Source organism: Rathayibacter sp. AC182 (genome assembly GCF_979253875.1).
In genome coordinates this window covers 395,035-418,512 of record NZ_CEEDEK010000005.1, presented here as the reverse complement: position 1 = coordinate 418,512, position 23,478 = coordinate 395,035, and the positions used below count along the sequence as shown (strand labels likewise).

Sequence of the window (23,478 nt, the reverse complement as noted above, 5' to 3'; positions counted from 1 at the left end):
CGAGACGGCGTGAGACGCCCGCCGTCGGATCAGAGCGCCGCTCTGCTCGATCCGGCGGCGGTGTCGGCGAGGCCGACGGGATCGCTCTCTCCGGCCCAGCTGCCGAGCAGGGTGAGCGCGTCGTGCGACGCGCTCCCGGGCGCCGCCGAGAACACGATCATCTGCAGGCCGCGCTCCGAGGCGAGGTCCATCGACTCGAACGCGAGGTCCAGGTCGCCGACCAGCGGGTGGTGTAGGCGCTTCACGCCCGTCCGGTGCTCCTTGACGTCGTGTGCGGACCAGATGCCGCGGAAGGTCTCGCTGCGGGTCGAGAGCTCGCCGATCAGCGCGGTGAGCCGCCGGTCGGAGGGGTCCCGCCCGGCTTCGCGGCGCAGGAGTGCGACGGACTGCCGTCGCGAGTCGGCGAGGTCGCGGTAGAACGTCTCGGCACGCGGGTCGAGGAAGCCGAAGCGCGCCGCGTTCATCGGCGCCTGCTGGTCGGCGAACATCTCCGAGAACACCGCGCGGCCGAGCCGGTTCGTCAGGACGCAGTCCAGCCGTCCGTTCTGCACGTAGACCGGCACGGTCGACATCGCGTCGACCATCTGCTGGACGGAGGAGCGGACGCGGGTGGTCCGCGGTGCCGCCCGGCGCTGCATCGGGTGCGCGATCGAGTTCGCCGCGCGCACCAGATCGAGGAGGTGCTCGTGCTCGGCCTCGGTCAGCTGCAGGGCCCGGCTGATGCCCTGGAGGACCGACTCGGAGACCCCTGCGGCATTGCCGCGTTCGAGGCGTTTGTAGTACTCCGAGCTCATCCCGGCGAGCAGCGCCACCTCCTCGCGGCGCAGGCCGGGCACGCGCCGGCGCCCGCCGAAGTCGGGGAGCCCCGCCGCCTCGGGCGTGAGCCTGGCGCGTCTGGACGTGAGGAACTCGCTGATCTCGGCGTGGCTGTCCATGGCAGCGACGCTACGCGCCAGGGCGGCCGGGAGGGGGTCCCTCCCGTTAACCCCCGCAGCAGGGTCCCGCCGGGGCACCTCACGGGCGGGACTGGCTGGGATCCGGCGGTGCGGATCGACTGGTGGCATGAGAAGAATCACCGCCGTCCTCGCCGCGACCGCAGTCGTCGCCCTGCTCTCCGCCTGCTCGACCGGATCGACGGACGAGGGGGCCGGCATCCTGTCCACTCCGACCACCGCGACCAGCCCGGGCGCGACGACTCCCGACGCGACGACGCCCACCGAGCCCGCTTCCGCTGCGACGACTCCCGCTGCCGACGCTCCTGCGGGGTCGACCGCGATCACCCTGACCGCGGGGGACGAGGTCGTCACGGCTGTGCTGAACGACAGCCGGGTCTCACAGGACCTCCTCGCGATGCTCCCCGCGCAGCTGCCCTGGTTCCGCAACCTCGGCATCGAGTACATCACCGAGCTCGACGCGCCCCTCACCGAGACCGGCCCGTTCTTCACCGACGTCCAGCCGGGCGACATCGTCTACTACAACCCGGCCGACAGCCTCACGATCATCTACGAGGAGACGAGCTCGGTGCCGACGCTGACGCTCATGGGCGAGGTGACGTCCGACCTGTCGGTGCACCGGAGTCTGCCCGACGACGTGGTGTTCACGGTCGAGGTCGCGGAGTAGGACTGCGCGGTGCCCGCCGTCCGCCGGCCCGGTCGCGGCGCCGAGCGCAGCGGACGGGGCGCCGAGGAGGCCGTGGCCCGCTGTCGGGAGGGGCTCAGCCGACCTGGACCTCGGCCGTCTCGGACCGGCTCCGCGCAGCTCTCGCTGCCAGGTAGGCGTCGGTCTCGTCGCGCACGTCGTCCAGGAGCGACCGCTCCACCGTGCGATGGCCCCGTCGATGTGGTGGCGGACGACGCCTTCGAGGTCGATCCCCGGATCGACGAGCCAGCCGAGCTCGACGCCGTCGAGCACGCCGATCATCAGCCTGACCTCGCGTTCGATGAGACCGGGGAGAGCGGACCCACCGTCCCGTCGTCCACGAGGCGCTGGAGCTCGCCGGTCATGACGCGGTGGGTGCGCTGCTGGCGTGCGCGCATGAAGGGCCGTGCCGGGTGGTCCTCCTGCGTCGCCTCGGTGGACATCGTGAGGAACAGCTGGATCAGGCCGGGATGCGCCACGTGGTACCGCATGAGCGGGATGTTCGCCCGGAAGTAGTCGAGCCCTCGCTCGCCCTCGGACTGCGAGCTGACGACGTTCCAGTTCTCGAGCACCGCGACCAGGAGCAGCTCCTTGCTCGTGAAGTAGCTCACCAGGGTCGCCGGGGTCGTCCCCACCATCTCGGCGATGGTGCGCAGGGATCCGCCGTGGTAGCCGTACTGCCCGAAGACCACCGTCGCCGCTTCGACGATCTCGCGGCGGCGTCTGAGCCCGTTCTTGTAGGGCCCTCTCGGCTTCGTTCCCCGGTCCTCACGCGATGTCATCGGCTGCCTCCGCAGTCAGTGTATTCGGTCGTTGCTTAAACCTGAACGCAGATGTATGTTTCATGAAACGTGACCGGTCGATCAACTTTCGACCGGCGCGCTCGACGACGAGGAGAACCGATGCCGAGACCCAGGAGCGACCTCGCGCCGTCGCCGAGCCCGTGCGTCGGGCTCGAACGCGTCGACGGAGTCCGCACGTGATCGGCGTCGGGATCCTCGGCGCCGGCCCCGTCACGCAGGCGATCCACCTCCCGGCGCTCGCGCGCCTCACCGAGACCTTCCGGGTGGTGCGCGTCATGGACGTGAGCGCCGAGGTCGCCCGCGCCGTGGCGTCCTCGAGTGGGCGCGGCCTGGACGACCGACGTGGAGCAGCTCCTGTCCGACCCCGCGGTCGAGGTCGTGGCCATCTGCTCCCCGCATCGGTTCCACGCCCAGCAGGTGATCGCCGCGTGCCGCGCCGGGAAGAAGGCGGTCCTCTGCGAGAAGCCGTTCGCAATGACGAGCGAGGAGGCGGAGCGGATCGCCGCCGTGAGCGCGGAGACGGGCGTGCCGATCCTGGTCGGCGCGATGCACGCCTACGATCCCGCGTGGCTCGCGGTGTCGGACCGCCTCGCCGTAGGTGACGTGCACACCCTCCGATCGTCGATCGTCCTGCCGCCGAACCCGCGCTTCGAGGACGTCGCCACCGAGGTGGAAGGCCGACCCGAAACGGGGGAGGCGGCTCGATCCGGACTCCCGAGGAGGCGGCTGAGGACCTCGTGGGCGGGGTGATGGGTCTCGCGATCCACGATCTCCCGCTGATCCGCGCACTGGTCGGCCCCGGCTGGGACGACATCGCGGTGCACTCGGCCGAGCTGCTGGAGCCGTTCGGCTACCTCATCGTGCTGACGGCAGGCGAGGTGCAGATCGAGCTGCATGCGCTGATGAGCGACAACTGGGCCCTCGACTGGCGTCTGACCGCGATCGGCGACGACACGATCGCTGAGATCGAGTTCACTCCCTCCTATGTCCAGGCAGGCTCGGGGACCGCCTCCGTCGTGCGGGGCGGCGTCGTGCAGACCTTCCTTCCCGCTGATCACAACGGCTATGAAGGCGAGTGGCGCGAGATCGCGCTCGCGGTGGACGGCGCCCCGCCTCGGATCGCGCTGGACGCGTTGATCGACGACCTCCGCTTCGCTCTGGAGATCGCTCGCCGTGCCGGCGATCGCGTCCGGGCGGGGGAGGGGATCCTCGTATGACCGCCCTGTCTCTCACCGCCGCTGGTGCTGCGCGCCAGACGGGAGCGGTCGAGGCCGTCGTCGCGTCCCTCCCGGTCTCGCTGGCCTTCGGCCGCGGAGCTGTGGACCTGATCGCGGTGGACGGCTCATCGGGATGGACCGCCGAGGTCCTCCGAGCTCGCGACGTCGGCGCTCGAGGCGTGCTGGTCGTCGATCCCGTCGCGGAGGACGTCCGTCCGCTGCTCGCTCTCGATCTCCCGGTCGTGCTCGACCGTCCTCTCGCCGGGAACCCCGGTGTCCATCAGGTCAGGTCCGCTCTGATCGGCTTCGACGCACGCGCCCTCCTCGAGGCCCGCGTCGTCGTGCCCCCCGCTACGGCTCTCCGACACGCCCTGCTCGAGCAGCTCGCCCTCGTCCGCACCGCGCACGCGCCGCTCGAGTCCGCCGTCGTCCTGCTCAGCACCTCGCACGGATACACCGTCCGGGGCCGCCTGCGCACAGGTCGCGCCGTCCTCCTCACCTGCACCGTGACCGACGCCGTCCCAGGATCCGCCTCCCTCCGAGCCGTCGGTGCCGACGCGATCGTCGACGCCCGCATCCCCTCGCCCGAGGCGGCTCGGCCGCTCCGGGCGACGATCACGACTCCGACCGGCCAGACCGTGCTCCCGACTCGCTACGAGACCTCCCACCGGTCTAGCTGGCGCCGTCTGGTCGATCTCGTGCGGACGGCGGGGTCCTCCAGTGACCTCGAGGACTTCGCGGCGGATCTGCGCGTCGTCGCCTCGCTCCAGCTCCGACCCGCGCCCCCCGCGCCTTCCACCGACCCCTCACTCAAGGAGACATTGCAATGACGCAAACACACATCTTCCAGAGCTCGGCCTTCTCGCGCCGCGGCTTCCTCGGGGTCGCCGGAGGCGCTGCGGCCCTCGCGACCCTCGCTGCGTGCTCGTCCGGCGGCGGGAGCTCGTCCTCCGATGCCCTGAAGTTCTGGGACATGCCCTGGGGGCCGGCGGAGTACAGCACGGCCGCTCAGCGACTCACCGAGTCCTACGCTCCGAGCGGTTCTCTCCCGCCGCCGAGTACCAGGTGATCCAGTGGTCGAACTTCTCGCAGACGTTCTCGTCGGCCATCGCGTCCAGGACCGGCCCGGCAGTGTCCACGGGCGGCGGCTTCCAGGCGTTCCAGTTCGCCGAGCAGGGTGCGATCGCCTACGCCGACGATCTGCTCGAGAAGTTCAAGGCCGACGGCACCTACGACGACTTCCTCCCCGGGACCGTCGAGAGTCTCAACACCCCCGACGGCTACGCGGCGATCCCCTCCGCTCTCGACATGCGCGTCTGGTGGTACAACAAGCGCATCTTCGACGAGAACGGCCTCACCGTCCCGACGACGTGGGACGAGTACTTCACCGTCGCCCAGGCGCTCAAGGCGCAGGGCCACTACGCCTTCGGCAGCGGAGCGGGCGCGAACAACAACATCGGCCTGCACAGCATGCTCGTGATGATGATCAACAACGGCGGTGGTCTCTACAACCCCGACGGCGAGCTCGACGTCGTGAACGAGCGCAACATCCAGGCGATGGAGTTCGTCCGCCAGCTCTCGCTGGAGGGCATCATCGACCCCGCTTCGCCGAGCTACTCGACCGACAACCTGACCGCGCAGTGGGCGAACGGCACGATCGCGATGGGCATCAACACCCCGGGGCTGAACGCGACCCTCGGCGACACGAACGCCGACGTGGTCGTCGCCGAGCCGATGGCCTCGCCCAGCGGCGAGCAGGGCACGCTCCAGTTCGTGAACAACCTGATGATGTACGCGAACACCCCCTCCCAGGAGGGATCGGAGGAGTTCCTCACCTACTGGATCAAGAACATGACGCCGCTGTTCCAGCAGAACCTCCAGTCGAACCTGCCCATCCTCAAGTCGCTCACCGCTCTCCCGGAGTTCCAGGCGGACACCGAGAAGACGAAGATCATCAACGACTGGCAGCCGGTCGCCAAGACCTACGCCGCCCGGTCCTCGTTCGTCGACGCGCGACTCGCGTCCATCGACGGCGGCCAGGGTCTGCGCGCCTTCGCGCAGACCATGCTCGCCGGACAGACCGACCCGCAGGTCGCCCTCGAAGCACTGGGTGCCTCGCTCGGCGAGCTGTAGGCGAGCACGATGACCTCCACCAGCATCACGTCATCGCTCAAACGAGCGGCGACCGGCGTCGGCGCGAGCGGGCGGGGGCCTCCCAGCCCCTCCGCCCGCGGCGCCGCCGCTCCCGCGGAGCGCTGACCCTGGTACTCCTGGTCGCACCGTCGGTGTTCCTGCTCCTGCTGATCAACGCCTACCCCGTGGTCTACGCCGGGATCCAGTCCGTGCACAACGGCTCCCTGATCGCCACGGGGGACTTCGTCGGCCTCGCGAACTTCACCGACGTGCTCCAGGCGCCCTCGTTCTGGAAGGCGGCCGGCTTCACGCTGGTCTTCACCGTGGTCGGCGTCTTCGGGTCGTGGGTCATCGGGCTGGCCCTCGCGCTCCTGCTGCGGACGCGGGTCCCAGGCGCCGGCACTTTCAAGGTCCTGCTCCTGCTCCCCTGGATCATCCCGGTGGTCGTCTCGGCGACCGCCTGGAACTACCTGGTCGCGACGCCGGACTCCCCGGTCCCCGCGATCTTCCGGGCACTCGGCTGGGGGACGCCCCTCTTCCTCGCCGATCCCGCACTCGCGGCGGTGATGGTGTGCGTCTTCAAGGTGTGGGTGTCGTTCCCGTTCATGATGCTGATGACGTCCGCGTCGCTGGCGGCTGTGGACGGGAACGTCTACGAGGCATCGGGGATGGACGGTGCCTCGAAGTGGCAGCAGTTCCGGCTGATGACGCTTCCGCTGATCGCCCGGTCGACGTACATCTCCTGGATCCTCATGACGATCTTCTGCGTCAACGACTTCCCGACCATCTACCTGCTCACCGGCGGTGGCCCGGTCGACGCGACGACCTCGCTCGTCGTCCTCGCGTACCGGAGGGTCTTCCAGGACTTCCAGACAGGACCCGGGGTCGCGATCGCCTTCCTCATGACGATCACCCTCGTCATCGTCTCCGTCGTCCTCTACCGCCAGATCAGAAAGTCGGCCATCGAATGAGCACGTCGATCCTGCACGAGAACGTGCGCGCAGCGCCGTCGCCCGCACGCCGGCAGAAGGCCGCCGTTGCGCAAGGTGACCGCGGCAAGTGGGGCGCTTCGCGCTGCTGCTCGTCGTCACCGCGATCATCCTCATCCCGATCATCGTGACGCTCATCCTCTCCGTCCGACCGGGAACCTACTCGAGCGGAACCGGCTTCACCCTCGAGAACTTCACCTACGTCTTCACCACGACCGCCACCCTCACCTGGCTGGGGAACTCGGTCGCCGTGACGCTGGCCTCGGTGCTGATCTCGGTCGCAGTCGCGGCTCCCGCCGGCTACGTGCTCTCGCGCGGGCGCAGCAAGCTCGTCTCCGGCTACTCGCTGCTGCTGTTCGTCGTGCAGTCGCTGCCGGTCATCACCTCGGTGGTGCCGCTGTTCATCCTGTTCGCGAACTTCGGCCTGGTCGACAACCTCGTCGGCATCACGATCATCTACGTCGGATCCGCGATGTCGGTCGCCACGTGGATGATGGCGGCCTACTTCGACACCATCCCTATGTCGCTCGAGGAAGCGGCCTGGATCGACGGCGCCTCGGTCTTCGGCGGCTTCATCCGCGTCGTCCTGCGCAACTCCCTCCCCGGGATTCTCTCGACCGCGATCTTCACGTTCTTGCTCGCCTGGAACGACTACCTCGTGGCGATCGTCTTCCTGCGCTCGACGGACACCTTCACTCTGCCGATGGGCGTGCAGTCCTTCTTCCAGCAGAACGCGACCGACTGGGGATCCGTCATGGCCGTCGCCGTCGTGATGATGCTGCCGCCGGTGATCATGTTCGCCTTCCTCAACCGGTACTTCTCCGTCGGCGGGATCGGAGGGTCGCTCGCGGGCCGCTGATCGCGGCGGGAGCAGCGGATCCGGGTCCGGCGGTCGAGTCGGAGCCGGGTCGGCTCCGACCGTCGTCGGCGCGAGCCCCGCTGCGGGAGGATCCCGGCGTGACCGCTCGGTCGGGGAGCCTTCCGCGCAGCACGGAGGCCTGAGCCGACGGTCCTCACGATCGCCGTCGTCGCATCCGCACCCCCATCGGCCCGGGGAAGGCCGCGTTCCTCTCTCGGCGTCCTCTTGCGAACGAGCCCTCGGCCCGGGATACTCAAAACCGCACGCTGCTAGGTTTTGCATCCTGATCCTCCGCGGCGTCGGCACTCGACGGTGAGAGGAACCGGACATGACCACTTCCAGCGGATCCGCGGCGGGAATGCCCTCGGGCATGACGACGTCCACGGCGACAGTGCGGAACCACGCCTGGTTCCCCGAACCGACGGAGCCTGCGAAGAAGGGCTACGTCTTCTGGCTGCTCGCCGCGCAGCTCGTCTTCTTCATCGCCCTGCTCGGGCCGGCGATCGTCGGCATCGGCCTGAAGATCCAGTCGCTCGTCGACGCGGGCGAGATCGCGCAGGACGGCGCCACCGGAGCGGCCGCGGTGCTCGGCGGGTTCGGCGCCCTGTTCGCGACCATCGCCAACGTCGTCTTCGGCCGGCTCTCGGACCGCACGACCAGCCGCCTCGGGCGGCGCCGCGTCTGGATCGTGACCGGCACGGTCATCATGACCGCCGCGTTCGCCATCATGGCGCTCGCTCCGACGCTGCTCGTCGCGACGATCGGCTGGTCGCTCGCGCAGCTCGGCGCGAACATGACGCTCGCGCCCTTCATCGCCACGATCGCCGACCAGGTGCCCCGGTTCCAGCGCGGCAAGGTCACCGCCGCGCTCGGCATCGCGCAGAACGTCGGCATCCTCGGCGGCACCTACGTGGCGCAGGCCTTCGTCGACCAGCTGCTCGTCATGTTCGTGGCGCCGTCGATCCTGGCAATCGTCGTGATGGTCGTCTTCGCCGTCGTGCTGCCCGACAAGCGGCTGCCCGTCGCCCCGCCGAGGGCGACCCTGCGCGACTGGGCCGAGACCTTCTGGGTCAGCCCGGTGAAGAACCCCGACTACGCGCTGGCCTGGTGGTCGCGCTTCCTGATCACCTTCGCGAGCTTCGGCTTCACGACCTTCCGCTTCTTCTACCTCCTCAACCACATCGGAGTCGAGGAGAGGGACATCCCCGCGGTCATCACCACCAGCGTGCTCATCTACACCGTGGCGCTCATCGCGGCCAGCTACTTCGCCGGCTGGCTGTCCGACCGGATCGGGCGCCGCAAGGTGTTCGTCTGGAGCTCGACGGCCCTGTTCGCGATCGGCACGTTCGCCCTGATCTTCGTGCAGGACGTCGGCGCCTTCTACGTCCTCGAGGCGATGCTGGGCCTCGCCTACGGCATCTACGTGGGCGTCGACCTGGCGCTCGTCGTCGACGTGCTGCCCAACCCGGACGACTCCGGGAAGGACCTCGGCGTGTTCAACATCGCCAACGCCCTGCCGCAGACGCTCGCTCCGCTGGTCGGCGGGATCCTGGTCTACGTGAGCGATCCGACCGGCAACAACTACGCCCTCTGGTTCTCCGTCTGCGCGATCGCGGCGGTCATCGGAGCGATCGTCATCTTCCCGATCAAGAAAGTGCGGTAGACCGGGAAGGACGACATCGATCCGCACCCGGTGCGCGACGACCGCCGCACCCGGGACGCACGCGACGACCGGCCCTCCCTCTCCAGCTGCTCCACCCTCCGAACGAAAGCGATAGAGACCATGACCCTTCCCCTGGCTTCCGTCCAGCTGTACACGCTGGCCGAGCAGTTCTCCGAGGACCCGCACGGGTCGCTCGACAAGCTCGCGGCCATCGGCCTCCGGAACGTCGAGGCGTTCGACTTCGTGGGCCGCCCCGCCGAGATCCGCGCCGCCCTCGACGCGAGCGGTCTCGCCTCTCCGACCGGGCACGCCCCGCTGCTCTCGGACGAGCTGTGGACCCCGGACGGATCGATCCCGACGCCCGCGCCCGAGGTCGTCTTCGAGGCGGCCGCGCAGATCGGCATCCGGACCGTCATCGATCCCTTCGTCCCGGTCGAGCGCTGGCTGACCGAGGACGGCGTCGCCGACATCGCCGACCGCCTGAACACGGCCGCCGAGATCGCCGCCACCTTCGGCCTGAAGGTCGGCTACCACAACCACGCGCAGGAGTTCATCGCCTCCTTCGACGGGCAGACCGCGTACGAGCGCTTCATCTCCATCACCGACGAGCGCGTCGAGATCGAGCTCGACCTGTTCTGGGCGCTGACCGGCGGCCAGGACGTCGCCGCGCTGGTCTCGACGCTGGGCTCGCGCCTGGTCGCCGTGCACGTCAAGGACGGCGTCGCTCCGGCCGAGAACCCGTTCGCTCCGGGCGCCGCCGCGTTCGGCTCGGACACCCTCGACCAGCGCCGCCCCGGCGAGGGCGACGTGCCGCTCGTCGAGGCGCTGAAGGCGGGCGAAGGGTCGATCGAGTACGCCGTCATCGAGTACGACAACGCCCCCGGCGACGTGTTCGCGGACATCCAGGCGAGCTACGACTTCCTCGTGAAGGGCGGGTACGCGGCATGAGCGGCCCCATCGGCATCGGCGTCATCGGCGTCGGAGTCATCAGCGACACGTACCTCGAGAACCTGGCCTCGTTCCCGGACGTCGAGGTGCTCGTCGTCGGCGACCTGATCCTCGACCGGGCGAAGAGCCAGGCCGAGAAGCACGGCATCCCCGCGTGGGGCTCGGCCGAGGACGTCCTCGCGCACCTCGATGTGCAGGTCGTCGTCAATCTGACGATCCCCGCCGCCCACATCGAGGTCTCGGCCGCCGCGATCGCCGCCGGCAAGCACGTCTGGAGCGAGAAGCCGCTCGGCCTCGACCGGGCCGCCGCCGCGCAGCTGCTGCAGGACGCCGCGGAGAAGGGCCTCCGGATCGGCTCCGCGCCGGACACCGTCCTGGGCCCGGGCTTCCAGACCGCGAAGCGCGCGATCGCCCAGGGCGTCATCGGCGAGCCGATGTTCGCCTCCACCACGTTCCAGACCGTCGGACCGGACCTCTGGCACCCGAGCCCGGCGTTCCTCTTCGCCCAGGGCGCCGGCCCGCTGCTCGACATGGGTCCGTACTACTTCACCGGCCTCGTCAGCCTCTTCGGACCGGTCGAGCGGGTGGCGGCCCTCGGGCGCAAGAAGCTCGAGGAGCGCATCATCCGCTCCGGTCCCGACGCCGGCACGACGTTCCCCGTCGAGGTGCCCACGTCGCTGCAGGTGCTGACTTCGTTCGCCGCGGGCCAGCAGGCGTCGAGCCTGCTGAGCTTCGACTCGGCGCTCGAGCGCCACGGCGTCTTCGAGATCCACGGCACGGAGGGGTCCCTCGTGATCCCCGACCCGAACCAGTTCGAGGGCCGGACGGCGTTCGTGAAGGCCCCGACCTCGATCGCCGACGGCGCCTGGGGCGAGCAGGAGTGGACCGAGGTCGAGCAGGAGGGCACGGTCGTCGGCCGCGGTCTCGGGCTGCTCGACATGGTCCGCGCCATCGCCGAGGACCGTCCGCACGTGGCCACGGGCGAGCTCGGCTTCCACGTGCTGGACGTCATGCTCTCGGCGCAGGAGTCGGCCGAGAGCGGTGAATTCGTCGCGGTCGGCAGCACGCTGTCGGCGCCGGTGCCCGCGGTACCGGTCGACTTCGACCCGTTCGCGCAGACCCTCTGACGCACGTGAGCCGCTCCCGCGCGACGCGCTGACCGGCTCTCCACCATCGATCGGCCCGCGACCACCTCCTCCAGGTGTCGCGGGCCGTTCGCGTGCTCTCCCCACCCCCATTGACCCGCCGCGCGCACCGCTGTTACCGTGAACAACGCCGGGACTCCGCACCGGGAGACGCGTCGACGACGACGTCGATCCCGCCAGCCGGAGGCCCCTGACGATCCGCCTCAGCGAGCCGCGGCCCTCCGATCGGGCCGTCGTGATCGCGCCTTCTCGACGATGGAGTCACCCATGAGCGCTGCCCCGTTCCGCCCGAGCACCTGTCCGCGGGAGGTGGCCGCGTGCTGACGTCCGTCCGCCGGCGTCTGACCGCCGGGCTCCTGATCCTGCTCGCGAGCGTCGTGGCACTGCCGCTGCTCGCCGCCTCGCCGGCCGCCGCGATCGGCGAGCCGACCTTCACCAATCCGATCGAGCCGGACACCGCCGACCCGACGATCGAGTTCCACGACGGCAACTACTACATGGTCGCCACGACGTGGGACAACCGCGTCGTGATGCGCAAGTCGCCCACGCTCGCGGGCCTGGGCACGACCACTCCGGTCACCGTCTACACCGACACCGACCCCGGCCGGAACGCCAACATGTGGGCTCCGGAGCTGCAGCGCCTGAACGGGCCGAACGGGCCCCGCTGGTACCTCATGTACACGATGGGCACCGCCGGGAACTTCGATCGCCAGCACCTGCAGGTCATCGAGAGCGCCGGCGACGACCCCATGGGCCCCTACACCTACAAGGGCCGCCCGATCCCGACCGACGACTGGAACATCGACGGTGCGTACCTCGAGCTGAACGGCGAGCTCTACATCACCTGGTCGGCCTTCACGCCCGAGCCGAACCGGCTGCAGAGCAACTTCATCGCGAAGATGTCCGACCCGTGGACCGCGACCGGCCCGCTGAACGTGCTCTCGCAGCCCGTCGAGCCGTGGGAGACGATCGGGATCCCCGTGAATGAGGGTCCGATCCCGCTGCAGAAGGACGGCCGCACCTGGATCGTCTACTCGGCCAGCTTCTGCGGCACCGAGGACTACCAGCTCGGCACCCTCGAGTACGACGGCACCGGCGACCCCGTGCTCGCCTCCTCCTGGACCAAGAGCGACGGGCCGGTCTTCTCGAAGGCCAACGGCGAGTTCGGCACCGGGCACAACGACTTCTTCGACTCGCCCGACGGCACCGAGACCTGGAACCTGTACCACGCGAACCCCGGCCCGAACGACGGCTGCAGCCGCCAGCGCTCGGCCCGCGCGCACATCGTCGACTGGACCGCCGAGGGCGAGCCCGACTTCGGGACTCCGCTCGGCACCAGCGCGCAGATCCCCGTCCCGAGCGGCGAGAACGCGCCGATCACGGCCCGCGTCGAGGGTGCCCCGTGGCAGCTCGTCAGCCGCAGCACCGGCCAGTGCGCGACCGTCTCGCCGACCGCGAGCGGCGACGGAGCCGCCGTCGTGCAGGGCTCCTGCTCGACCCCGCGGGCGAACTGGAAGCTCGACAGCACGGGCGACGGCTTCGTGCGCATCGTGAACGCCAGCAGCGGCAAGGCCCTCGGGGCGGTCGGCTGCTCGACCACCTCGGGCGCCGCGATGCAGCAGTCCTCGTGGCTCGCGACCGGCTGCCAGCAGTGGAGCGTGAACCCGGGGACTGGCGGGTACTCGACGCTGACCTCGCGCACGAGCGGCCGACTGCTCGAGGCGTCGGGCACCTCGGTGCGGCAGGCGACCGCGTCGGGTGCGGCCGCGCAGGAGTGGTCGCTGCGACCCTCCGGAGCGGTCGCCGTGAGCTCGCTCGCCACCGGCAAGACGTTCGACCTGCCGAACTGCTCGACCGCCGACGGTGCGGCCCTGCAGCAGCGGGAGTGGACCGGCGCCGCCTGCCAGCGCGTCACGTTCACGCCGACCGGCGCGGGCGACGTCGAGATGCACCCGGTCACCGCCGCGGGCAAGTGCCTCGCGGTCACCGGAGGCTCCACCGCGAACGGCGCGACCGTCACGCAGGGCGCGTGCGGCGTCACCGGGAGCGCCTGGCGCCTGCGTCCGGCGAACGACGGCACCGTCGAGCTGCGCGCCGTGCACAGCGGCAAGGCGCTCGACCTGTTCAACTGCTCGGCGCAGGACGGGACGTTGATCGGCCAGTGGGACGTGCTGAACAACGATTGCCAGCGCTACCGCCTCTCGGTCGGCGCTCCGGAGTCGACGACGGCGCTCACGGTCACGGCGACCACCACGGCGCGGTGCATCTCGAGCAAGGCGGTGCTGACCACCACGGTCCGCAACTCCGACGACCTGCCCGCGGACGTCACTGTCGCCTCGGCGTCCGGGACGAAGACCCTGTCGGCGCTGGGCGGCGGGAAGACCGCGACGGCGAGCTTCACGACGCGCCAGGCGGCTCTGCCGGCCGGCTCGACCACGGTCACGGCGGCCGGGATCGACGACTCCGGGCGCACGGCGACGGTGCAGTCCGGGTACCCGGCGCTGACCTGCGGCTAGGCCGCGCCGCTCTCCCTCTGCTGATCGAGCAGGCGCGCAGCGGCCGTATCGAGATCCCCGTCCTCTGGACTACGTGGGTCTCGATACGCCGCCTGCGGCGGCTACTCGACCAGCGGGGAGGGAACCGCCTCCTCTCCCTCTGCTGATCGAGTAGGCCGCGCAGCGGCCGTATCGAGATCACCGTCCTCTGGACTACGTGGGTCTCGATACGCCGCTCCGCGGCTACTCGACCAGCGGCTCTCCCTGCTGATCGAGCAGGCCGCGCAGCGGCCGTCTCGAGATCCCCCTCGTGCGAAGGAGCACACCATGCCCACCACCACCAGGCGCGCACCGCTGCGCGCCGCCCTCGCGACGCTCGGCCTGGGGGCGGTGCTGCTCTCGGGCCTCGTCGTCCCCCCGGCCGCCGCCGCGGAGCCCTCGCAGATCCCGCAGTCGGGACTGCTCGCGGAGTACCGCTTCACCCAGGCGACGGGCGCGAGCGTGCCCAACACGGCGGCCTCGGCCGTGGGGCCCGCGCGCGTCGTGAACGGGACCGACTCCCTGTGGACCGGCACGTCGCTCCGTCTGCCCGGCGGCGCCAAGACGAGCGCCGCGCCCTGGGTCGAGCTGCCCGACGACCTGCTGACCGGCCGCTCCTCGGCGACCGTCACGGTCGAGACCCGCGCCGACGCGTCGATGCTCTCGACCTTCCACTTCCTCTGGAACATCGGCAGCGACAGCACGAGCCAGTACTGGTTCGCGTCGGTCCGCGACCGCGTCCGCACGGCGATCACGACGAACGGAGGCGGGGCCGAGAACAACGCGCGCGGCGCCTCGGGCATCGCCGCCGACCGCTGGTACAGCCTCACCTCGGTGATCGACGGCGGCGCCGGCACGATCTCCTTCTTCGTCGACGGCGAGCGGGTGGCCTCGGCCCTGACCGCGCTGCGTCCGTCCTCGGTGACGGACCAGTCGCTCAACACGATCGGCCGCGCGCCTTACCCCGACCCCTTCTACAAGGGCGAGGTGTCGACGTTCCGCGTCTACGACCGGGCGCTCACCGGAGCCGAGGTCGCCTCGGTCTCGACCGCCGACGCGCAGCTGCACGCGAGCACCTTCGCACCGCTCGCCGCCGCGGTGCTCGACGGAGTCGCTCCGCTGACCGTCGACGACTCGACCACGAACCTGCCCGACTACGGGGGAGCGGTGACCTGGAGCTCCAGCGACCCCGCCCTGCGGATCGCCGCCGACGGCCGCACCCTGAGCGCCGACCGACCGGCGGCCGGCCAGCAGGCGCGCACCACGACGCTGACCGCGACGGCGAGCATCCGCGGAGTCGCCGCCACCCGTCAGGTCGCCGTCACCGTCGCCCCCCAGGTCGGCGTCGACACCCCCTACGGCTACCTGATGGTCCACTTCCTCGAGGACGCGCAGGGCTACGCCGAGAAGATCTACCTCGACGCCTCGCGCGGCGACGACCCCGAGAAGTGGGACCCGCTGAACGGCGGCAAGCCGATCCTCGCCTCCGACCTCGGCACGACCGGCGTCCGCGACCCGTACCTCACCTACAACCCCGAGACGAAGAAGTACTACATCATCGCCACTGACCTCCGGGTCTTCGGCGGCGACAGCGGCACCGGCTCCTGCACCTCCTGGTGCTACTGGACCACCCAGGGCAGCGTGACGATGAACGTCTGGGAGTCCACGGACCTCGTGTCGTGGAGCGACCTGCGCCGGTTCGACGTGTCGCTCGACGACGCTGGGCAGCGGGCCCTCGAGGCCGGCATGATGTGGGCGCCCGAGGCGACCTGGGTCGACGACTTCGACGGGCAGGGCAACGGCTCGTTCGTCCTCTACTGGTCCTCGACGGTGTACCCGACGGCCGCGCACACTCCGGGTACGGGGAAGTCGCGGATCCTCTGGGGCTCGACGACCGACTTCACCCAGGAGACCTACTCCTACGGCGGCACCTTCGTCGACACCGGAGCCGACGTCATCGACACCACGCTGATCCAGGACGGCGGCACGACGTACCGCATCTCGAAGGACAACGGCACGGGCCGCGGCATCTACATGGAGTCGACGACCGCCTCCCAGTGGTGGCTCCCGAGCGCGTCCTGGACCCCGATCCAGGACCGGATCGGAGCGGTCTGGACCGGCGGCAACGCGGGCGGAGTCGAAGGGCCCGCGGTGTTCAAGGACCACGACGAGGACCGCTGGTACCTCTACGTCGACGTGATCCCCTCGACCGGCTACCGGCCGATGGTCACCACGGACCTCGATGCGGGCTGGACCCAGCTCACGGATCCCGGCTTCTCGATGGCCCCGTCGACCAAGCACGGCGGCATCGTGTCGCTGACCGCGGGGCAGTACGACGAGGTGCGGAAAGCGGATGCGGCGTCGGCCGTGCGCGCCGATCTGGGCGACGTGAGCGTCGCCTCCGAGGCTGCCGCCGACGCGGTCGCCGCCGCGCTGCCCGCCCGGACCGACGTGGTCCTCGCCTACGGCCGCGGCACGGCGTCGCAGCCGATCACCTGGGACACGTCCTCGGTGCGCACGTCGACCCCGGGTCGCTACCCCGTGACCGGAGTCGTCCGCACGATCGGTGCGAACGAGAACCAGTGGGTGGGCGCCGGCGGATCGACGGCGTGGAACGCGACCGGCAAGGTGCTGTCGAGCTCGACCGCGGTGCGCGTCACGGCGACGGTCGTCGTGCAGGCGCCGGCCGTGTCGGCGACGCTCACCGCCTCGACGCGCTGCATCGGCGGCAAGGTCGTGGTGAGCGGAGTGGTGAAGAACACGGGACCCGCGCCCGCGAGCGTCGTGCTGCGCTCGGCCTGGGGCACGTCGCCGGTGCTGACCGCGGCTCCCGGAGCGAGCGCGACCCACGCGTTCACCACCCGTGCGGCGTCGGTCGCGGCGGGCTCGCTGAGCGCGACCGTGACCGTCGGAGGCTCCTCCACCGTCCTCGACGCGCCCTACGCGGCCCGCCGCTGCTGAGCGCTGCCTGCTGATCGAGCAGTCCGCTCGCTCTCTGCTGATCGAGTAGGCCGCGGAGCGGCCGTATCGAGATCCGCGTCCGCTGTACTTCTGGTGGATGCGGGTCTCGATACGCCGTTGCACGGCTACTCGACCAGCAGGGAGCTGCTGATCGAGCAGTCCGCTCGCTCTCTGCTGATCGAGCAGTCCGCTCGCTCTCTGCTGATCGAGCAGTCCGCTCGCTCTCTGCTGATCGAGCAGTCCGCTCGCTCCCTGCTGATCGAGTCGGCCGCTCGCTCCCTGCTGATCGAGTAGGCCGCGGAGCGGCCGTATCGAGATCGACGTCCGCTGTACTTCCGGTGTCCGCGGGTCCCGATACGCCGCTGCGCGCCTGCTCGACCTGCGGGAGTCAACGGCGGATCCGGACACGCTGCCGCCCGCCGGGGTCACTTCCGCGGTGCGGTCGGTCTCGGACGGCGCGGGCTCCTCCGTGACTCGCGAGTCGGTGAGCGAGAGCGAGCCGATCGTCGCGATCAGGCCGACGAGGACGGCGACGGCCACGTAGGCGATCCGCTCGCCGGCGAAGAAGGTCTGGACGAGGTCGGAGCTCCAGGCGCCCGACGGGAGCGTCTTCGTGACCAGCGCGGCGATGAGGGTGCCGACGACGGCCGTGCCGATGCTGGTGCCGACCTCCTGGGAGGTGTCGTTGAGGGCGGCGCCGATCGAGGTGCGGTTCTCGTCCATCGCCTCGATGAGGGCGACCGCGCAGATGGTCATAATCGTCCGCAGGCCGATCGTCAGGAGGATCATCATCGCGGCGATCGCGAGGTAGCCGTGGTCCACCGCCCAGGCCGTGCCGAGGAGCGAGCCGACGAGCAGGACAGTGCCGACGAGGCAGGCGAGGCGGTGGCCGAGGTGCGAGGCGAGCCGCTCGGCGATCGGCGTCGCGGCGATCATGGTGACGATGATCGGCAGGTTCGCGATGCCGGCCTGCATCGGGCTCCAGCCGTACGCGTACTGGAAGTGCAGGATCAGGCCGAACAAAACGCTCGCGAAGGCGATCGAGGCCGCGAGCTGGGTGAGCGCCGCGCCTCGGACCGGTCCGGTCCGGAAGAGCGCGAGGTCGATCATCGGCGAGGCCGCGCGCCGCTCCCGGACGATGAAGCCGACGATCGCGGCGACCGTGCCGAGGGCGCAGGCGAGGGTGGCGAGCGAGAGCCAGCCGTCCTGGACGCCACTGGTGAGGGTGTAGCAGCCGAGCCCGATGGCCGCGACGGTCAGGGCGGCGCCGGGGAGGTCGAGCCGCTCGGAGGTGAGATCCGCGCGCCGGTCGGCCTGCACGCCGACGCGGACGCCGATCCAGGCGAGGAGGGCGATCGGCGCGTTGACGATCAGGAGCCACTGCCAGCTGAGGTGGCTGAGGACCGAGCCGCCCAGGATCGGGCCCAGCACGAATCCGGACATGCCGACGATCATCACGATCGTGATCGCGCGCATGCGCAGCGTCGCGTCCTCGAAGAGGCGGAAGATCAGCGACATCGTGACCGGGGCCATGGCTGCCGCGGCGCCGCCGAGCAGCGCCCGCAGGGCGATGAGCTGGCCGATGTCGGCGACGAGGACGACGGCGAGGCTGATCAGGCCGAAGGCCGCGAGGCCGCTCAGCAGCACCCGGCGGCGGCCGAACCGGTCGGCGGCCGAGCCGGCGATCAGCAGCAGGCCGCCGAAGGTGAGGGAGTAGGCGCCCGTCACCCATTGCAGCCCGGCCGTGCCGCTGTCGAGCGACCGGCCGATCGTGGGCAGGGCGATGGAGAGCAGCGTGTTGTCGACCATCTCGACGAAGAAGGCCAGGCAGAGCGCGGCCAGGGGGAGCGCTGCGGCGCGCAACGAGGTGTAGACGGGGGGCTTGGTGGGCGTGACGGCGAGGGTGCTCATGGGGACCTTCCAATCGAACGCCGTACGAGTATCGGACGACGTTCGATAACATAGAACGACGTTCGATAACATGCAACACATGCCTGCAGATCGATCCGAGAAGACCGCGCGCACCGGTGCGGCTCCCGCCCGTGCGCGGGGTCGCCAGCGGGCGTCCCACTCGCTCGACACGGTGCTCGCCGAGGCGATCGCGATCCTCGACGAATCGGGGGAGCCGGCGCTGACCTTCCGGGCGCTGGCGGCGCGGCTCGGCGGAGGAGTCGCGAGCATCTACTGGTACGTGGCGAGCCGCGACGAGCTGCTCGACCTGGCGACCGAGGAGGTGATGGGCCGGGTCCTCGAGGACGGCGAGCCGCTCACCCACGGCCCCGACCCCGTGGCGAACCTGCGCGCCCTGGCCCTCGCGCTCTTCGACGAGTTCGTCCGCAGGCCGTGGTTCGGCCAGTTCATGCTCCGCAACAACGGGCTGCAGCCCAATTCGATGGCGATGCATGAGCGGATCGGCCAGCAGCTGATGCGGCTGGACCTGACGCCCCGGCAGCGCTTCCACGCGGCGTCGTCGATCGTGAGCTACGTCGTGGGTGTCGCGATCGACCTCGCGCAGCCGCCGCCGAAGGAGTTCCTCGAGAGCGGACTGGGCCGACTGGAGTTCCTGGCGCAGTTCGCCGACCGCTGGCGTGCGCTCGATCCCGAGGAGTTCCCGTTCGCGCATCAGGTCGCGGACGAGATGGCCACGCACGACGACCTCGACGTCTTCCGCTCCGGGCTCGACCTGCTGCTCGACGGACTCCGGCTGCAGGCCGGACTCGGGCCGTCGTGCTGATCGAGTAGGCCGCTCGCGGCCGTATCGAGATCCCCGCACCCCGCCGCCTCGCTCGGCGGGCGCCCATCGGGGGGTGGAATGCTGAGCGGATGCCCGCCCCCGGAACGACGTCCCCCTCCGCCCTCGACCGGGTGCGCGTGCGCGGCGCCCGCGAGAACAACCTGCAGAGCGTCGACGTCGACCTCCCGCGCGACGCCCTCGTCGCCTTCACCGGCGTCTCGGGATCGGGGAAGAGCTCGCTCGCGTTCGGCACCCTCTACGCCGAGGCCCAGCGCCGCTACTTCGAGTCGGTCGCCCCCTACGCCAGGCGGCTGATCGACCAGGTCGGCGTTCCCGACGTCGACTCGATCGACGGACTCCCGCCCGCCGTCGCCCTCCCGCAGCGCCGCACCGGCGGATCGGCCCGCTCCACGCTCGGCAGCGCCACCACGCTCTCGAGCGTCGTGCGCATGGTCTTCTCGCGCGTCGGCACGTATCCGGAGGGGGCGCCGATGCTCCTCGCGGAGGACTTCTCGGCCAACACCGTCCAGGGAGCCTGCCCGACCTGCCACGGCATCGGCCGGGTCTACGACGTGCCCGACGAGCTGATGGTGCCCGACGACTCCCTCACCATCCGCGACGGCGCCCTCACCGCCTGGCCCACCGCCTGGCACGGCAAGCAGCTGCGCGACAGCCTCATCTCGCTCGGCTACGACATCGACGTGCCGTGGCGCACGCTCGCTCCGGAGGACCGCGACTGGATCCTGCACACCGACGAGTCGCCGCAGGTCCCCGTCTTCACCGATCGCGGGCCGGCCGAGGTGCGCGCCGCCGTCGCCGCCGGAGTCGAACCGCGGTACATGAGCACGTTCCTGGGGGTGCGGCGCTACGTCCTCGACACCTTCGCCGGCTCCAAGAGCGCCCGGATGCGCGAGCGCGCGGCCGAGTTCCTCGTCAGCGTCGCGTGCGGCACCTGCCACGGCCGCAAGCTGAAGCCCGAGGCGCTCGCCGTCACCTTCGAGGACCGCGACATCACCGAGCTCGCCGCCCTGCCGCTCGAGGACCTGCAGGTCCTCCTCCAGCGCGTGCTCGAGCCCGGCTGGACGCCCACCGGCGCGCGCGTCCTCGCCCCCGAGACCCGGCTCGCGGCGCAGCGTCTCGTCGCCGACCTCCTCGCCCGCATGTCGCCGATCATCGACCTCGGCCTCGGCTACCTCTCGCTCGACCGGTCGACGCCGACCCTGTCCTCGGGCGAGCTGCAGCGGATGCGCCTGGCCACCCAGGTGCTCTCGCGCCTGTTCGGCGTCGTGTTCGTCCTCGACGAGCCCTCGGCCGGCCTGCACCCCGCCGACACGGAGGCGCTGCTCGGCATCCTCCGCACGCTCCGCGCCACCGGCAACACGGTCTTCTTCGTCGAGCACTCGCTCGACGTGATCCGCGAGGCCGACTGGATCGTCGACATCGGCCCCGCCGCGGGGACCGGTGGCGGCTGCGTCGTCTACTCCGGTCCGCTCGACGGGCTCCGCGACGCGTCCGACTCCCTCACGCGCCGCTACCTGTTCCCGGGGGCCGTCCCTCCGCTGCGCGAGCGCCGGGCGTCCGAGCTGTCGATCGACCTGGTCGGAGTCACCCGCAACAACCTGCGCGACCTCGCGGTCTCGTTCCCGGTCGGCGCCCTCACGGCCGTGACCGGCGTCTCCGGCTCGGGCAAGTCGACCCTGGTGAACCAGGCACTGCCGGATCTGCTGCGCGCGAGCCTGCGTTCCGACCTCGCCGGGGACCCGCCGGCCGAGTCGGAGGAGCGCTCGGGAGAGGATCCGCTGCTCGACCGGGCCGCCGAGGTGACGCAGGGGGCGGCGTCCGGGCCCGCGGAGCGCCTCCGTCGCGTCGTGCAGGTCGGGCAGGCCCCGATCGGCCGCACCTCCCGCTCCAACGTCGCGACCTACACCGGGCTGTTCGACCGGGTGCGCGCGCTGTTCGCGGCCACTCCGGAGGCGAAGCGCCGCCGCTTCGGCGCGAGCCGCTTCTCGTTCAACCTGCCCAGCGGCCGCTGCCCGGTCTGCAAGGGCGAGGGCGTGATGGAGGTGGAGCTGCTGTTCCTGCCCACCGTGCAGGCGCCGTGCACCACCTGCGGCGGCACGCGCTACAACCCCGAGACGCTCGAGGTGACGCTCGACGGGCGGAGCATCGCCGATGTGCTCGCCCTGAGCGTCACGGCGGCCCGGGAGGCGTTCGCGGGGGAGACCGAGGTCGCCCGGCACCTCGACGCGCTCATCGATGTCGGACTCGGCTACGTCTCGCTGGGCCAGCCGGCCCCGGAGCTCTCGGGCGGCGAGGCGCAGCGGGTGAAGCTCGCCTCGGAGCTGCGCCGCGCCCAGCGGGGCGACACGCTCTACCTGCTCGACGAGCCGACGTCGGGACTGCACCCAGCCGACGCGGACCGGCTGATGGAGCACCTGCAGCGCCTCGTCGATGCGGGCAACACCGTGATCGTCGTGGAGCACGACATGCGCATCGTCGCCGACGCCGACCACGTGATCGACCTCGGCCCCGGAGCGGGGCGGGCCGGCGGGACGATCGTCGCGACGGGCGCGCCCGAGGAGATCGCCCGAGCCGACGGCAGCCGCACGGCGCCGTACTCTCCGGGCGGCGCTGGAGAAGCGCGTGGCCTGACGCGGCGGGTCCGGCGGGTCTCGATACGCCCCTGCGGGGCTACTCGACCAGCAGGGGGTGGCCTCTGCTGATCGAGTAGCCCGCGCAGCGGGCGTATCGAGATCCGCCCGCCCCGCCGCGCATTGTTCGAGCCCCCTCAGCCCGTCCGCCGAAACCTCACCGAAAAGTAATTGTTAACGGTAACATTCGGCTCATCCCCGTCCGCGACGCCTCCCCCGGGGCCCGGACGACGATCTCAACGACGAGAGGCACCACGAATGACGACCAGACGACGGACACCGATCGCAGTCGCGGCGGTGATGGCGCTCACCGCAGGACTCCTGTCGGTCGGAGCGCCCGCGAACGCCGCTCCGAGCACCTCGCTCGACGCGAAGAAGGTGCTCGAGCTGCCCTTCGACGGCAGCCTGACCGACACGAGCGGCCGCAGCACCCCCACGGGCATGCAGAAGGGCACCGCGGGCTACGCCCCCGGCCTCTCCGGGCAGGCCTTCGCCTTCGACGGCTCCAACGCCGTGAGCCTGGGCACCTCGGCCGCCCTCCAGCCCGCCGACCTCACGGTCTCGTTCTGGTACAACCCGAGCGTCGCGATGACCGGCGAGCAGGTCTTCACCTGGAACAAGACGGCCTACAACTCCGACGGCTGGTACCTCACCTCCGAGGGCGACGGCACTCCGCTCGCGCTCTCGATCGGCCCCTCGAGCGGGCAGCCCTACAAGGTCGCCGTCGAGTCCCCGCGCGCCTCCTTCTTCCCGACCAACACCTGGACCCACGTCGTCGCCACCTACGACAAGGCCACCAAGCAGGTCGCCTTCTACCGCAACGGCGTCAAGCAGCCCAGCGCGGTCAAGACCGCGCCCTCCACCTCCGCGACCGGCGTCCTCGGCTCCGAGGGCACGTCGACCAAGACCATCGGCTTCAACGGCCCGCAGTACAACGGCGCGCACCTGCGCGGCCTGCTCGACGAGTACGTCCTCTACAACGGAGTCGCCACGACGACCGACGTCGTGACGCTCACCAAGGCGGGGAACCCCTCCTTCGACGCCGCCGCGGTCGCGAAGAGCGACCTCGACGCGGTCGCGCTGCCCTCCAGCACCGTCCTCGACTTCCCGGTTCCGACCACCGGGGCCAAGGGCTCCACGTTCTCGTGGACCTCCTCGGACCCCGCGCGGATCGCGATCGACGGCGGCAACGCGGTCGTCACT

The 23,478-nt window shown here is 70.7% G+C and carries 20 protein-coding genes and 2 pseudogenes; 18 read left to right on the top strand and 4 right to left on the bottom strand.

Going from position 1 to position 23,478, the window contains the following annotated elements:
• Nucleotides 1–29: 29 nt before the first annotated feature.
• Nucleotides 30–935: a helix-turn-helix domain-containing protein gene (locus AC0CII_RS12515; protein ID WP_465227524.1), complete on the bottom strand. Its 906-nt coding sequence runs from the start codon at nt 933–935 to the stop codon at nt 30–32.
• Between the two features lie 127 nt (nt 936–1,062).
• Here AC0CII_RS12515 and AC0CII_RS12510 point away from each other — a divergent pair, with 127 nt between their 5' ends.
• A complete protein-coding gene (locus AC0CII_RS12510) occupies nt 1,063–1,620 on the top strand; it encodes a cyclophilin-like fold protein (RefSeq protein ID WP_465227525.1) in 558 nt (185 codons plus the stop codon).
• Nucleotides 1,621–1,919: 299 nt separating this feature from the next.
• On the opposite strand, the gene AC0CII_RS12505 is transcribed toward AC0CII_RS12510, so the two are convergent.
• Nucleotides 1,920–2,420 carry a TetR/AcrR family transcriptional regulator gene (locus AC0CII_RS12505; protein ID WP_465229614.1) on the bottom strand — a complete coding sequence of 167 codons (501 nt, stop codon included), beginning with the start codon at nt 2,418–2,420 and terminating at the stop codon, nt 1,920–1,922.
• A 363-nt stretch (nt 2,421–2,783) separates the two neighbouring features.
• Between AC0CII_RS12505 and AC0CII_RS12500 the strand changes: the two genes are divergently transcribed.
• The 14 genes from AC0CII_RS12500 to AC0CII_RS12435 all read left to right on the top strand — a co-directional run bounded on the left by AC0CII_RS12500 (nt 2,784) and on the right by AC0CII_RS12435 (nt 17,184).
• A complete protein-coding gene (locus AC0CII_RS12500) occupies nt 2,784–3,191 on the top strand; it encodes a Gfo/Idh/MocA family protein (RefSeq protein WP_465229613.1) in 408 nt (135 codons plus the stop codon).
• Entirely contained in the window at nt 3,179–3,658 is a 480-nt protein-coding gene (locus tag AC0CII_RS12495; RefSeq protein ID WP_465229612.1) for a hypothetical protein, read from the top strand. The genes AC0CII_RS12500 and AC0CII_RS12495 overlap by 13 nt, the downstream gene beginning before the upstream one ends.
• Nucleotides 3,655–4,488, top strand: coding sequence for a hypothetical protein (locus tag AC0CII_RS12490; RefSeq protein ID WP_465227528.1), 834 nt, complete (start codon nt 3,655–3,657; stop codon nt 4,486–4,488). The genes AC0CII_RS12495 and AC0CII_RS12490 overlap by 4 nt, the downstream gene beginning before the upstream one ends.
• The gene (locus tag AC0CII_RS12485) at nt 4,485–4,727 is read left to right on the top strand and encodes a hypothetical protein (RefSeq protein WP_465229611.1); all 243 of its coding nucleotides are present in this window, start codon (nt 4,485–4,487) and stop codon (nt 4,725–4,727) included. The genes AC0CII_RS12490 and AC0CII_RS12485 overlap by 4 nt, the downstream gene beginning before the upstream one ends.
• Nucleotides 4,724–5,791: an ABC transporter substrate-binding protein gene (locus AC0CII_RS12480; RefSeq protein ID WP_465229610.1), complete on the top strand. Its 1,068-nt coding sequence runs from the start codon at nt 4,724–4,726 to the stop codon at nt 5,789–5,791. The genes AC0CII_RS12485 and AC0CII_RS12480 overlap by 4 nt, the downstream gene beginning before the upstream one ends.
• A 152-nt stretch (nt 5,792–5,943) precedes the next feature.
• Nucleotides 5,944–6,762, top strand: coding sequence for a carbohydrate ABC transporter permease (locus AC0CII_RS12475; protein WP_465227530.1), 819 nt, complete (start codon nt 5,944–5,946; stop codon nt 6,760–6,762).
• Nucleotides 6,759–6,911, top strand: coding sequence for a hypothetical protein (locus AC0CII_RS12470; protein ID WP_465229609.1), 153 nt, complete (start codon nt 6,759–6,761; stop codon nt 6,909–6,911). The genes AC0CII_RS12475 and AC0CII_RS12470 overlap by 4 nt, the downstream gene beginning before the upstream one ends.
• A complete protein-coding gene (locus AC0CII_RS12465; RefSeq protein ID WP_465229608.1) occupies nt 6,851–7,639 on the top strand; it encodes a carbohydrate ABC transporter permease in 789 nt (262 codons plus the stop codon). Before AC0CII_RS12470 ends, AC0CII_RS12465 begins: the two co-directional genes overlap by 61 nt.
• Nucleotides 7,640–7,967: 328 nt before the next feature.
• On the top strand, nt 7,968–9,302 hold the full coding sequence (locus tag AC0CII_RS12460; protein ID WP_465227532.1) for an MFS transporter: 1,335 nt from the start codon (nt 7,968–7,970) through the stop codon (nt 9,300–9,302).
• 120 nt (nt 9,303–9,422) lie between these two features.
• Nucleotides 9,423–10,250 (top strand): sugar phosphate isomerase/epimerase family protein, encoded by an 828-nt coding sequence (locus tag AC0CII_RS12455; RefSeq protein WP_465227533.1) that lies wholly within the window; start codon nt 9,423–9,425, stop codon nt 10,248–10,250.
• On the top strand, nt 10,247–11,377 hold the full coding sequence (locus AC0CII_RS12450) for a Gfo/Idh/MocA family protein (RefSeq protein ID WP_465229607.1): 1,131 nt from the start codon (nt 10,247–10,249) through the stop codon (nt 11,375–11,377). The genes AC0CII_RS12455 and AC0CII_RS12450 overlap by 4 nt, the downstream gene beginning before the upstream one ends.
• A 335-nt stretch (nt 11,378–11,712) precedes the next feature.
• Nucleotides 11,713–13,911: a family 43 glycosylhydrolase gene (locus tag AC0CII_RS12445; protein ID WP_465227535.1), complete on the top strand. Its 2,199-nt coding sequence runs from the start codon at nt 11,713–11,715 to the stop codon at nt 13,909–13,911.
• A gap of 306 nt (nt 13,912–14,217) precedes the next feature.
• Nucleotides 14,218–16,890 (top strand): LamG-like jellyroll fold domain-containing protein, encoded by a 2,673-nt coding sequence (locus AC0CII_RS12440; RefSeq protein ID WP_465229606.1) that lies wholly within the window; start codon nt 14,218–14,220, stop codon nt 16,888–16,890.
• Nucleotides 16,891–17,007: 117 nt separating this feature from the next.
• Complete coding sequence (locus AC0CII_RS12435; RefSeq protein ID WP_465229605.1) at nt 17,008–17,184, top strand: hypothetical protein; 177 nt, start codon at nt 17,008–17,010, stop codon at nt 17,182–17,184.
• Between the two features lie 186 nt (nt 17,185–17,370).
• Here AC0CII_RS12435 and AC0CII_RS12430 read toward each other — a convergent pair.
• Nucleotides 17,371–18,699: pseudogene (locus AC0CII_RS12430) on the bottom strand (MFS transporter); the annotation flags it as partial.
• Nucleotides 18,700–18,871: 172 nt separating this feature from the next.
• Between AC0CII_RS12430 and AC0CII_RS12425 the strand changes: the two are divergent.
• The 3 genes and pseudogenes from AC0CII_RS12425 to AC0CII_RS12415 form a co-directional block, all read left to right on the top strand.
• Nucleotides 18,872–19,624 (top strand): TetR/AcrR family transcriptional regulator, encoded by a 753-nt coding sequence (locus tag AC0CII_RS12425; protein WP_465229604.1) that lies wholly within the window; start codon nt 18,872–18,874, stop codon nt 19,622–19,624.
• Between the two features lie 89 nt (nt 19,625–19,713).
• Nucleotides 19,714–22,347, top strand: coding sequence for an excinuclease ABC subunit UvrA (locus tag AC0CII_RS12420; RefSeq protein WP_465229603.1), 2,634 nt, complete (start codon nt 19,714–19,716; stop codon nt 22,345–22,347).
• A 186-nt stretch (nt 22,348–22,533) separates the two neighbouring features.
• Nucleotides 22,534–23,220, top strand: a pseudogene (locus AC0CII_RS12415) (LamG domain-containing protein); the annotation flags it as partial.
• A 29-nt stretch (nt 23,221–23,249) separates the two neighbouring features.
• Here AC0CII_RS12415 and AC0CII_RS12410 read toward each other — a convergent pair.
• Entirely contained in the window at nt 23,250–23,477 is a 228-nt protein-coding gene (locus AC0CII_RS12410) for a hypothetical protein (RefSeq protein ID WP_465229602.1), read from the bottom strand.
• Nucleotide 23,478 lies beyond the last annotated feature (1 nt).